Below are 11,063 nucleotides of genomic sequence, written 5' to 3' on the forward strand. Positions count from 1 at the left end.
TTTCAATGACATCAACTAGGTTTCGCTTAATTTTTTCTACAAATCGGAAGAAATACTTAAGGCACCTTGTATATGCATTTGATTCTAATGGTATGACGCCGCCAACAAATATAAGTTAGTAGCAGGGGTCAGACCCGAGCGCCTTCTTTCGGTGTCATACAGAAGCCGGTGCTTTACAAGCGACCTCAATAGTGGTACAAATAAAACCGAGGGAGTGAAAAAAATGTTAGCCATAAATTATTCAACGTTTCGTAGCAAACTAAAAGACTATTGTGATAAAGCAACAGATGAAAATGAGACTGTCATTGTGACCCGTAAAGATGAAAAGAATGTTGTCATCATGAGTCTCGTAAAATACAACGAGATCATGAGAACAGCCAAAAATACCGCGTATCTCGATATGATTGATCGCAGCATCGAGCAAGTCAGACAGGGCAATGTAGTGGTCAAATCGCTGGCAGAATTAGAGGCACTGGTAGATGAGTAACCTGATCCGGGCGCTCTTTGTTTTTTACAGCAATGAAAAACCTTGACGCAGGATCGCTGTCCAGTTGCTTTTCTGAAACAGAAAACGCACAATGATAACGCGATGTGTTGCTTCTGATATGACATAAAAAGCATGGTAGCCGTTCACCATGACAAAATGGACTCCCCAGGAAGCTAAAACCGGATCATCCACCAGCTTAAATTTCTCAGGAAATTCAGCAAGGGAATTGATCTGTGCTTCAGCTTCGTCTAGCAGGTCGTCGGCAGCTTGGGGATTTTTGAGAACGAATGCGATATGATCGGAGGCTCTTAAAAGATCTCGTTCTGCGGCCGCTGTAATGAAAATTTCATAGGTCATTTTTTACGGCTGTTCCGGATGGCTGCGATTGCCTCAGAGAAGGATCGGGTATTGCTGTTTGCAATGTCATCCATTCCTTCTTTTATCAGTCCATATAATTCAAAACGGCTGTTCATTTCCTCGTAGGCTTCAATACTCATTACCGCAAGATCACCTTTTCCGTTTTTGGTAATGAAAACGGGTTCCGAATAATTATGACAGAATTTTGAGATTTCATTGTAATTGTTGCGCAGTTCAGCACTGGATTTGATTGTTGGCATGGTAAGCACCTCCTTGTATAACAAAATTATACCCGAATATTGTTATGTAGTCAATGGTAAACAGATAAGTTAATGGCTGGTGCGGTAACTTCTTGCATTGTTCCCCAAAGCTTGTTCCTAGCTTGTTCCGTTCCCATTGGCTGTTCCAGTCCATCTGATCCGTTCCGTAAATGGATAGTAGGAACAGTTGTGGGAACAGTCCCGGGGCGGGGGCGGTAGCCAACTTTGAAAGCAGTTTTCCGGTGTTCCTGATATTTTTCTACAAATGGAAAGGTTTAATAATAAGCAGTAATTACGGTAAAACGCACATATACGGGCGTATAGGGATTTTTAGGTTTTGGGAACAGGGAGAGAAGTTAAATTGTATGAACTTGCCTATCGCATAGCTCAATTAGAAAATGGTGACATCATTGTCATAATCATGGCCGGGTCACGTGAAAATTTCTATCAAGAACTAAAACGATATTTGAAATAATGGTGCCACTGTCTGATTTTTTTCAATCAGGCAGTGGCACCGCCAAAGCACTTATTGAAGCTGATTTGGCCAATGTTTTAAGTTTATAAGTGGTGGTATAAGTTGGTGGCAGGCACAGTGTAGGACTCCGTACCGTTGATTTCATGGCCCAATAATGGTATAATTATGCCATAACCTAAGGAGGTGACTATTATGCCAAAAATTATTCCAATTAAGGATTTAAAAAATACATCCCAAATCTCTGAAATGTGTCATATTGCAGAAGAACCCATTTATATTACCAAAAACGGTTATGGTGATATGGTAATCATGAGTGTTGAACTGTACGAATTGACAATGAAAAAATTAAACATGCATCATCAACTGGAATTATCTGAAAACAAGATTGATACGGGTAAAACTACGGATGCAAGGGAATCTCTTGATAATTTAAGGAAAAATTATGCGCTATAACGTCATTATAACAGAAAGTGCCGAGGCATTACTTGATCATATTGTAAGTCACCTTTTATCAACTGAAAAACCCACAGGCAGCTGGAAGTTTACTAACAGAAATCGAGTGCGTTTATGATAATTTGGAGTTTAATCCCAAAATGTACGCATTTTCCGATGAACTTCTTATGAAATCGCGAGGTTACCGAAAGGCACTTGTACCGCATTATAATTATATCATCATTTTCCGTATCGAAGAAGAAACCCATACCGTATTTATCATGGGCTATTTTCACGAATTAGAATTATACAAAAATAAGTTGTAGAATAATTTCGCGTCATAAAAATAAGTTAGCGGCTGGCACAGCTTCGCAATGAATCGATCGCTGTTATTCAAGCTGCTTTTGCCAATGACTTTAAGTTTATAAGTTGGTGGCATATAAGTTGGTGGCAGGCACTGGTACTTTGCAAGATCCTATGAACCTGTTTCGTAAGTAATAACAAGATACTTTGTGCCACTACCACTATCAATTGATTCACTGCTAAAAGGCGGAATCTTTACGTTATTCATAATGATTCCACCTTTTAGTTGCGACATAGTGGCATCCTTAGGCGTGATAACATAATTCATTCTGTTTTGATTCGTCACTGTGAACTCAAATTGTGATATCTGGTCTGTACTGTAAACATTACCACCTATTACTTCCACACAAACACCATCCTTAAAACCAATAGCATAATCCCCACCTGGATTAGAATAATCAATTACTACTCCATCATAGGATGCCCTCGCCAAAGCATTCTGAAGATCAGTTTCTATATTAGTAATGGATTTCTGTTTGTAGGAAATATTTTCTCCCCGCGTATATATTTTCTGTGCCATCAAAAAAACCGTGGTGACCGTACCCATTAACATGCCGGTGATCAGCAATGCAACCAAAAGCTCAATCAGCGTGAATCCTTGTTTACCATTCCGTCGACTTTGCTTGTTCATTGAAAGACACTTCCTTTTTTCGCAAATGCGTCCAGCTCAACATAAGATTGATCATTATTATAGTAAACCCGAACATAAACACGATAGCCAACGGCAGGATCAACCGCAACTATATTCCCGTCTATATCAACCGGTTTATAATAATATTGCTTTCTTGAATGGGCTAACTGACTGGGGGTAAAAAATGTTCCATTTACATTTGTTGCCCCAGGAATGATAAGATCTGACTGATCCGTCCTTGCTGATAACTGTTTCATAATTTCATCAATCATTTCCTGAGCTTGAGCCGCTTCATTATTTTTTGAATCACTAAAAACAACCATCTTCTGGCCATATAATAATGCCCCAATTACGGTGACCAAGATAATGGCAATAATAGCCGTAGTCGCCACTGTTTCTATAAGGGTGACACCAGTCTGATCTTTAATTATCTTTTTCATGTTGCGCACCTCTTAATAGTATTTTTCCGAACCTGGAGAGATCACAACCGATGAACCTCCTGATGACCCAGGAGGATTTTCAAAGACCGGTGGATTATAAGCGCTTTCTTTTCCATTTTTAAGCATATGAGGAAATGTCTGGTTGCCACTAGGTGTTTTAACATCGATATAGCTAGCTTTTTCAACATCATTTTCATCAAAGGAAAAACTTGAACCGATATGGATTCTTGTTTTATCATTTGATTCTGCACCGCCCTGATACCAAAATCCAATGCGGTTTGTTACCATCGTAATCGAGGTACTGTCAAACCAAATATCATCTGCTATCACATTAAGATATGCCTTCGTATAACCATTAGCAGAATTTCCCATGATTATTGGAGCCGTACCAACATTCACTTTTGATACGCCCGGTCCAAAAACAACTAATGTTGCTCCTTTGTTTGTATTTTTATCAGTTTCTCCAATATTCACACTTTTTTGATTTGAAGCTTTTTGTGTTTGTGTATATCCCCCTCCAAAACGCACATACAATGGTTTATTATAGTCGATGCGCTTAATTAATAAATCGCCCGTCAGATCGTCAATTGTTGTCATCCCTGAGCAGTCAAAATATTGAGTTTTTATTGTAGAATTAATTATCTGGGGGCCTAATGTTAATGCGCCGTTAATCTTGATAACATTTGATTCCAACACCAATGATGAATTGTTATTCAAGCTAAACCCCTCACAAGTAAAAGACCATAATTTAGTGATGTTTAATTTGTAAGCATTTGACTCATATGATTTAATCGCACCAACATTCATCTGACTAGAACTTGCATTTGAACCCGTTACGGTCAATTGACTACTACTTGCTAAATTTATAGCGCCCGTTTGTAAATAATTAATACCTAAAAATTCCATTACCGCAGCACTGCTTTTAGGATTAACATTACCCTTTATTAAAATGTTTTCGCAATTCCAAGAAAGCTTCCCTGCGCTTTTGATATCAATATCACCTTCAACAATAACGTTGTTTGCATTGAGAATAAACTCACTACTCTCGTTAAGCTCTATTTTACCGTTTACCACTAAAGTGTCACATTCGATGTTTAGCTTACTGTTATTTGCAATCGTCAAGTCGCCTTCAAAAATAACATGATCAGCTTTTAAAAAATTGGTTTTATTGTTACGATTCGTTTGAAGATAGTTTTGCGTAAAACGAATTTCACTGGGTACGGTTGCATTTCTGACCGCTGTTATGTTAAACGTTGATTGCCCATCCGAATTACTTGGGTATGCATTGAAACAAATGTTTTTCGCAGATAAAGTTAATGATGGACTATTCGGCCATTTAAATTCGTCAATTTTTAAATTCAAACCATTTTCTGAAACAGTCAGCATATCATTATTAATTTGTGTATTGTTCTGACTTAGGTATGTCTTTTCAATCGGCGTTCCAATGGTACATCTTGTTTTGGGCGTTTGGCTCCCATCATTATTAATATTTATTTTGGTAGTTTTCCAGCCACTCATATCTGGGCTCGTCATTAGTGTTGTTTTTAAATTATTTAAATTACTAATAATAATTTGTGCATCCGGCACTATAGTTGAACCTGAGCCTGTTCCTGTCCCAGAACCCGTTCCACCTGTGGTCATTGCATAATTATAATCTACCTGATAATCCAACTTCCGCCTGAGATTTTCAGTCTCAACTTTAAACATATATTGCGAGGTATCTGTCGTATTGACAGCAGTCTCAGTTTTCTTCACAAAAACCTTTCCGATTATAGTTTTTGTGCCATCATCTGAAAAAGATAAGGTTCCGGCTGGATTTGTTTCGCTGCCATAAATAGTCGTAACCTCATCTTCTAATGCCTCTATCTCAGCTATGAGGTTTTGAATTGTTGTCGTTGAAGGCTCCTTTTTATTGCGTTCCGCAACTAAGGCTTTATAGGCGATAGATAATTCTTTTTCCCGCTCATTAATCTCTATCTTCCCATACTCAATCACCGACTTGGCATCAATATAGGCCTGACGGCTCTCAACCGTTTGCTGGGTAAAGGTAAAATCGCTGTTGGCCACGGCCAGCAGGGAGGCCACCATGATCATGATAATCATGCCGATAATCAGCACAAATGCCAATGAACTGCCTTGTTGGTTCTTTAATTTTTCTATTATTCTAACACCCACGGTAGCCCTCCACCCAATTCTATGGTTTGTATTTTGAAATGACTGATCTTAACTGAACTTTCTAGCAATTGCCCATCTAAATAATATCGACCATACGCTCTTTTTAATAATGTTTTATTTTTCAACCATATAAACCATAAAGGTCACACTAATCGTAATATTGCCGCCATTTAATTGCGGAACGGTATTGGTGGTTGTCGTTGTTCCGGCGGTTGTCGCAACGGCTTCCGGGGCAATTGTAAAGGCGCTAATAACCATATCCGGCCGGGTCGCCACGGCGTCCAGCAAACGATAAAAGTTTGTTTGGGTTCCGGTGAGCTCCATGTTCACCACACCAGTCCAGGTTTCAGCCCCATCCCCACTCGCTTCCGATTCCCTGCTTTCGGCGGTCGTTGTCGTTTCAGTAGTTTCGTCACTAACGTTAACCACCTCTTTTGCAGCAGCGGTTATATCTTCTGTCGATATTGAATCGGTTGTTGTACTTTCTGTTCCCACTTCGGCCGAAGCCTGTTCGTCGGATGTATAGGCGGTAAATGTCTCAACCCCAGCCAACTCATTGCTTTCGATCGCCAGTACTTTCGGGGACAAACTATAATCCAGACTCAACTGGGTTAGCAGCATATCCAACCCTTCATTGGTTAGCTTCGGTTGGAAGGGTGTTTTTAACGTGTCCAGATTGGCATTGGCGTCATCTCGTGCCTGCATCGTTGAGGGGATCGCATCGATGGCCATTTCCATCGATTCTTTGGTAAACTGGGCTTCCGCTGCCTGATCATTAACCACCTGAAAACTGTTGTAGCTTGGCAAGATGACAAAGTAGATGCCGAAAAATCCAATCAAAAAGCAGCCTAAAATATAAATTAATAATTTCTCGCGTTTGGTCAGTTTTTTCATTGGCTATCACCTGCTTTCAGATAGGCAACGGCTGCAAATCCAAATCCACTGGTTGTTGAAGCGGTAGTGGTTGATGTACTTGTCGCTGATGAGATCTCCGCATAGCCGGTGTATTCTACCTGGGTAAAATACTGGGTGCTTTTTAAGCGCTCAATATAGCGGGCGGCTTCCTTTTCGTTGTCGGCAATCGCACTAATTTGGATTGCTCCACTGCTGCCGTCATAGACTAGCGAATTTAGCGTAATCACATTGTTGCCCTGGCTTGCGATGCTGTTCATCATCGCCGATACCAGCTCGGGATTGCTCTTAATCGCCGCGTTGATGGCTTCGACATTGGAAACTTCGGCTTGAATCGCGCTGACCTGATCGGTTAAGGCCTTGGCCTGTAAATATTCGGCCTGATTGTCGGGATCACTGATATAGGCATTCATCGCCTCCAGTTTTTCCTGAGCCTGATATTTTAGACCAAAGAAAACTCCAAAGGTAATCAGGCAGATTAGGATCATGGCAACCGGAAGGATTAGCGCCTTGTATTCAAAGGGCAGCTCTTTCTTGACCACGTTGCTCTTTTTAAAGGCCGTAAAAAGATTGATCGGTTTGATGCCAGCAAAAAAACCGGCAATCGGATAAATAAAGCTGCCAAAATCAAAGGTTTCGTCGATCACAAAGCCATTTTTGATATTGGGGGTCTGGGGAATACTAAAGAGATTGAGATCGGGATCAAAATTAAGTGCCCGGAGCCCGTTTAGTTCATCCTCATCCAAGCCGGCATACAGGCTCATATTGAGGGTATGCTCGGATTTTTGAGATTTGTTAAACTGAATCAGGGATGACAACTTGCCGGAGAGTTCATCGGCAAAGGCAGCGGTTCCTCTTTCTGAGAGCAGGCGGGAACGGTTGGAAAAAATATAGATGCCGTTTTCAAATAATACCGAGACCAGGTTTTTCCCGTCGAGAATATTCAGGGCAAAGGTCATCCCCTTATAGTCTTTGGTTGCCGTGACATATTGGATCAGGCTATTTAGACCGACATCGATGCTTTTGATTTGAATTTTTAGATTGGAAAAGAGGGTAATGTAAGACTCCAGTACCCTTTTTTCGACCCCGCAGCAAAACAGATTATTACCGGTTGGCCCGGGAATATGGCCATAATCGACCACCAGGGCGTCATAATTGCCGGCTGTATCTTCAAACTCAGTGGCCGCTACGGCGGCTAGTTCCCTTGGCTTAAGCTTGGGTACCTCGACGTTTTTGGTCGCAATCAAACTGCTGTCGATGACCAGTTTCATATTTTTAAAGAGCTGGGGGCTTTTTTTAAGGGCGTCAGCAATGGTCTCTTTAACCATTTCTTCATTGGTGATAACCCCATTGATCAGCGCCCCGGCCTCGACTGGCAGGGTTTTAAAATTGGTGATGTTAAGACGTCCACCCTTTACGATCCCCTGGAGGACCTGGATGCCATCATTTGAAAAATAGACAAGTGTCTGCATATAAGCCTTCCTATCCGATATTTTGGTACAAGGTCATAATCGGCAGCATCACCGATATCATGATGCCACCAACAACTACGGCCATAATAATAATCATCACCGGTTCAATAAAGGTGACTAACCGGGTGGTGGCCATTTCGGCTTCGTAGTCGAAGGAATCCGCCACTGCCTCTAGCATATCATCGAGATTTCCGGATTCTTCACCGATATAGATGGTCGATACCAGCTTGGCATCAAAACCCTGAATGGTTTGGATTGAAGCCGAAAGCGGCTCGCCATTGCGTACCTGTTCAATGGCATGGGGAAACTGCGACTGCAAATAGGTGTTGCCGATGGTCGAGCCGCTGATGGTCAGGGCATTGATCATGGCCAGACCGCTAGAATAAAGCGAGCTCAGGGTTCTGGCAAAACGGGCGGTATAAATAATCTTCATCAGCTTGCCGATCTGGGGGATTTTTAGTTTGAAATGATCGAGCGCCCTTTTAACACTGGGGATCGTTATTAGAAAGCCGCCCAGGACAATTAGAATCAACGTGATAATAATATAGATATACCAGTAGGAGGTCATCGAATTGCTGATGCCAATCATCAACTGGGTAATGGCCGGTAGCTCAATCCCTTCAAAGAGGGTAAAAAACTGCGGTAAGATCAGGGTAAAGATCAAGACCACTACCATAATGGTAATCACAAAAAGAATTACCGGATAGGTCATGGCGCTTTTGATTTTGCCTCGGAGCTTATGCTCTTTTTCGTAGTGGTCAGCCATTTTTCGGGCGGTGCCCTCCATCTGTCCACTGGCCTCGCCGGATTTATACATATTGATCAGCAGCTCGGGAAAGGAGCCGCCGGTTGCTTCCATGGCATAAGACAGGGTATTGCCCCGCTGGATTTCCTGATAGAGGTTGCCGTAAACCTTTTTAATGACTGGTTTGATATCGCGTTCTTCCATGATCTTGATGGCCCGGATCATCGTAATCCCCGAGGCCAGCATACTGGCAATCTGGCGGGAAAAATCCGATATTTCCATCGGTTTTAGTTTATAGACCTTATGGTGCTCCTGGACCTCATCGATTTTTAAGGCAAACTCATTATTTTGCCGCAGGGTTCGCCGGACTGTCTCGGCTGAGGCCGCCTCCATGCTGCCCTTAACAATTTGGGACTGGATATTTTTTGCAGTATATTTATAAACAGGCATCGTCCCCTCCGTCACTGACTTTGATTTAAGACTTGAATTAAAGATTTTAACTTAAGATATTATAACCCAAAAAGATTAAAATACCACCCAATTATTCGATCACCAAATAATAATGCAGTCATGATTCCGATGCATAAATAAGGGCCGAAGGCCATATGTTTATCCTCAGTTTTTCTGGCTAGCAACACCACTGCTACCGCCCCGCCCAGCAGCAGGCCGATAAAGCTTGCCAGCAAGGTATTGCCCCAACCCAACATAAAACCGGCTACCGCCATCAGCTTGATATCGCCGCCGCCAAAGGCATCGGGAATAAAGAGTACCAGGATCAGCATTGGCAGGCTGATAATAAAAATTCCAATCACCCGGGACAGGATTCCCAGCTGGGGGAAAAAGAAAAAGCTGAGTAAGGCCGGTGCCATCAGGGCGATTACTAAACCATTGGGAATAATCATGGTATCGAAATCAATCATCGTAATGCAGATTAAAATGGCGGCGGCCGAGAAAACCACCAGCCACTGAAAGGAAAAACCGTATACTGCAAAAATCAGCACCGCCATCAGCCCGGTAAAGAGTTCAACCAGGGGATAACGGATGGATATGGGTTGACCGCAATCAGCGCATTTGCCCCGTAGCCACAGGTAACTAAAGACCGGAATATTGTGATAGCCCTTGATGGGAGCCTGGCAATGGGGGCAGAAAGACCGACCCTTGGCAAAGGACACTTCTATGGGGACCCGGTAGATGACCACGTTAAGAAAACTGCCAATGACGATGCCGATGATAAAGCTATAGAGATATAAAATGAATTGAATCAGTGCAACCATAGCGCAGTTTCCTTTCTTTATTCATATCGCTGTCTATCTGAATTCCAGTTCCCAAACAGTTCTTCTTCGTGAACGATCGCCTGGAAAGGTGGATCAATAAATGCGATGACCAATCTGACAACCTCACCAAAATCCAATTCATATTTTAAAACCTTTTTGTAAAAAATACCCCATCTATGGATAATCGCTTCATTCTTAATCAATCGTTCAATCACTTGAACTGTATCACGCTCATAAATCGTCCCTCTTTTTGAGAAAGTTTCATATATTGCTTCTTGTAGTTTTCTGCCTTCAAACTCAAATGAGGTTGCCAGATAATAAATATCATAGAAATCTTTCATTCGTCCCGTTGCTTCCATAAAGCGAATAATCGCATCGAGCTTTTCTGAAATCGTTGATTCTAAAGAATACGTAAGAATGGTTGGTTTTGAAAAATCATCTAGCAAAACAGCCAGTGTTCTTGTGACTGGCGATGGAACAATGATATCACCGACACCAACATCAATGCTAAAGGGCGTTCTCGTATTTCCCAGGTAGCCTGTCAAATTCACCCGGACTCCATGGTATTCCTTCACCTCATTAATTCTTTCTGCCGCTCGTATTTCAATTTTCATAAATTCATTGTTGGTCTTTTCATTCAATATCGATTGAACTAAGTTCTCTACTGAATTCAATTTATTAGAGTGATTCTTAAGTAAATAGTCCGCATCCACTGTCGGTCTTGTTGTAAAGTCGCTGATTGAATACAAAAGAAATCCCCCTTTAAGAATGAGCTGTTCTCGATAATTGCTCTGTGCCAGCCTTCTTAGAAACTCCTCCTGGAAGAATAGATTTAATAATTGCTGAAATGCAATTCCTTCCTTTTTTGCTTTATTCTTTAATCTTGCCAATATCGACGCAGTTGAAGCACTCATGATAGCCACTTCCCGATCTGTGATTGAACTTTTTTCGTGATATTAAATATGTCAGCATATTCAAAGAGACCCCTGATATTCTTTTGCGGGTCTTTAATGTATCGCATCACGGCATTTGAAAATACT

13 protein-coding genes are annotated in these 11,063 nt (G+C 41.6%); 3 read left to right on the forward strand and 10 right to left on the reverse strand.

Translation table 11 applies throughout. From position 1 onward, the window contains the following. Window positions 1–223 precede the first annotated feature (223 nt). Window positions 224–487, forward strand: coding sequence for a type II toxin-antitoxin system Phd/YefM family antitoxin (locus QZ998_RS13285; RefSeq protein ID WP_296561313.1), 264 nt, complete (start codon window positions 224–226; stop codon window positions 485–487). 24 nt (window positions 488–511) lie between these two features. Here QZ998_RS13285 and QZ998_RS13290 read toward each other — a convergent pair whose 3' ends face one another. Together QZ998_RS13290 and QZ998_RS13295 are read right to left on the reverse strand one after the other, a co-directional pair. Beyond that, window positions 512–844, reverse strand: a complete 333-nt coding sequence (locus QZ998_RS13290; RefSeq protein ID WP_296561314.1) for a type II toxin-antitoxin system RelE/ParE family toxin — start codon at window positions 842–844, stop codon at window positions 512–514. After that, a complete protein-coding gene (locus QZ998_RS13295; RefSeq protein WP_296561315.1) occupies window positions 841–1,104 on the reverse strand; it encodes a type II toxin-antitoxin system Phd/YefM family antitoxin in 264 nt (87 codons plus the stop codon). Before QZ998_RS13295 ends, QZ998_RS13290 begins: the two co-directional genes overlap by 4 nt. A 667-nt stretch (window positions 1,105–1,771) precedes the next feature. Here QZ998_RS13295 and QZ998_RS13305 point away from each other — a divergent pair. Next, the gene (locus QZ998_RS13305) at window positions 1,772–2,032 is read left to right on the forward strand and encodes a type II toxin-antitoxin system Phd/YefM family antitoxin (protein ID WP_296561316.1); all 261 of its coding nucleotides are present in this window, start codon (window positions 1,772–1,774) and stop codon (window positions 2,030–2,032) included. Between the two features lie 62 nt (window positions 2,033–2,094). Continuing rightward, on the forward strand, window positions 2,095–2,337 hold the full coding sequence (locus QZ998_RS16945) for a type II toxin-antitoxin system RelE/ParE family toxin (protein WP_366512457.1): 243 nt from the start codon (window positions 2,095–2,097) through the stop codon (window positions 2,335–2,337). 149 nt (window positions 2,338–2,486) lie between these two features. Here QZ998_RS16945 and QZ998_RS13310 read toward each other — a convergent pair whose 3' ends face one another. From QZ998_RS13310 to QZ998_RS13345, 8 genes are all read right to left on the reverse strand, one after another. Then, window positions 2,487–3,005, reverse strand: coding sequence for a prepilin-type N-terminal cleavage/methylation domain-containing protein (locus QZ998_RS13310; protein WP_296561318.1), 519 nt, complete (start codon window positions 3,003–3,005; stop codon window positions 2,487–2,489). After that, window positions 3,002–3,445: a type II secretion system protein gene (locus QZ998_RS13315; protein ID WP_296561319.1), complete on the reverse strand. Its 444-nt coding sequence runs from the start codon at window positions 3,443–3,445 to the stop codon at window positions 3,002–3,004. The genes QZ998_RS13310 and QZ998_RS13315 overlap by 4 nt, the downstream gene beginning before the upstream one ends. 12 nt (window positions 3,446–3,457) lie before the next feature. Beyond that, on the reverse strand, window positions 3,458–5,620 hold the full coding sequence (locus QZ998_RS13320) for a hypothetical protein (protein ID WP_296561320.1): 2,163 nt from the start codon (window positions 5,618–5,620) through the stop codon (window positions 3,458–3,460). A 114-nt stretch (window positions 5,621–5,734) separates the two neighbouring features. Further along, window positions 5,735–6,514: a hypothetical protein gene (locus QZ998_RS13325; protein ID WP_296561321.1), complete on the reverse strand. Its 780-nt coding sequence runs from the start codon at window positions 6,512–6,514 to the stop codon at window positions 5,735–5,737. Continuing rightward, window positions 6,511–8,004, reverse strand: coding sequence for a hypothetical protein (locus QZ998_RS13330; RefSeq protein ID WP_296561322.1), 1,494 nt, complete (start codon window positions 8,002–8,004; stop codon window positions 6,511–6,513). Before QZ998_RS13330 ends, QZ998_RS13325 begins: the two co-directional genes overlap by 4 nt. 10 nt (window positions 8,005–8,014) lie before the next feature. Continuing rightward, window positions 8,015–9,199 carry a type II secretion system F family protein gene (locus QZ998_RS13335; protein ID WP_296561323.1) on the reverse strand — a complete coding sequence of 395 codons (1,185 nt, stop codon included), beginning with the start codon at window positions 9,197–9,199 and terminating at the stop codon, window positions 8,015–8,017. 59 nt (window positions 9,200–9,258) lie between these two features. Next, window positions 9,259–10,023, reverse strand: coding sequence for an A24 family peptidase (locus QZ998_RS13340; RefSeq protein WP_296561324.1), 765 nt, complete (start codon window positions 10,021–10,023; stop codon window positions 9,259–9,261). A 17-nt stretch (window positions 10,024–10,040) separates the two neighbouring features. Then, window positions 10,041–10,937, reverse strand: coding sequence for a nucleotidyl transferase AbiEii/AbiGii toxin family protein (locus tag QZ998_RS13345; RefSeq protein WP_296561325.1), 897 nt, complete (start codon window positions 10,935–10,937; stop codon window positions 10,041–10,043). Window positions 10,938–11,063: the final 126 nt, after the last annotated feature.

The organism is uncultured Acetobacterium sp. (assembly GCF_927416815.1).
In the GTDB taxonomy this organism is placed as follows: domain Bacteria; phylum Bacillota; class Clostridia; order Eubacteriales; family Eubacteriaceae; genus Acetobacterium.

What these genes read in the sequence shown, in the direction of transcription:
- QZ998_RS13305 (WP_296561316.1), top strand. Translation starts at nt 1,772, where the DNA reads ATGCCAAAAATTATTCCAATTAAGGATTTAAAAAATACATCCCAAATC.
- QZ998_RS13290 (WP_296561314.1), bottom strand. Translation starts at nt 844, where the DNA reads ATGACCTATGAAATTTTCATTACAGCGGCCGCAGAACGAGATCTTTTA.
- QZ998_RS13295 (WP_296561315.1), bottom strand. Translation starts at nt 1,104, where the DNA reads ATGCCAACAATCAAATCCAGTGCTGAACTGCGCAACAATTACAATGAA.
- QZ998_RS13315 (WP_296561319.1), bottom strand. Translation starts at nt 3,445, where the DNA reads ATGAAAAAGATAATTAAAGATCAGACTGGTGTCACCCTTATAGAAACA.
- QZ998_RS13285 (WP_296561313.1), top strand. Translation starts at nt 224, where the DNA reads ATGTTAGCCATAAATTATTCAACGTTTCGTAGCAAACTAAAAGACTAT.
- QZ998_RS13310 (WP_296561318.1), bottom strand. Translation starts at nt 3,005, where the DNA reads ATGAACAAGCAAAGTCGACGGAATGGTAAACAAGGATTCACGCTGATT.
- QZ998_RS13325 (WP_296561321.1), bottom strand. Translation starts at nt 6,514, where the DNA reads ATGAAAAAACTGACCAAACGCGAGAAATTATTAATTTATATTTTAGGC.
- QZ998_RS13330 (WP_296561322.1), bottom strand. Translation starts at nt 8,004, where the DNA reads ATGCAGACACTTGTCTATTTTTCAAATGATGGCATCCAGGTCCTCCAG.
- QZ998_RS13335 (WP_296561323.1), bottom strand. Translation starts at nt 9,199, where the DNA reads ATGCCTGTTTATAAATATACTGCAAAAAATATCCAGTCCCAAATTGTT.
- QZ998_RS13345 (WP_296561325.1), bottom strand. Translation starts at nt 10,937, where the DNA reads ATGAGTGCTTCAACTGCGTCGATATTGGCAAGATTAAAGAATAAAGCA.
- QZ998_RS13340 (WP_296561324.1), bottom strand. Translation starts at nt 10,023, where the DNA reads ATGGTTGCACTGATTCAATTCATTTTATATCTCTATAGCTTTATCATC.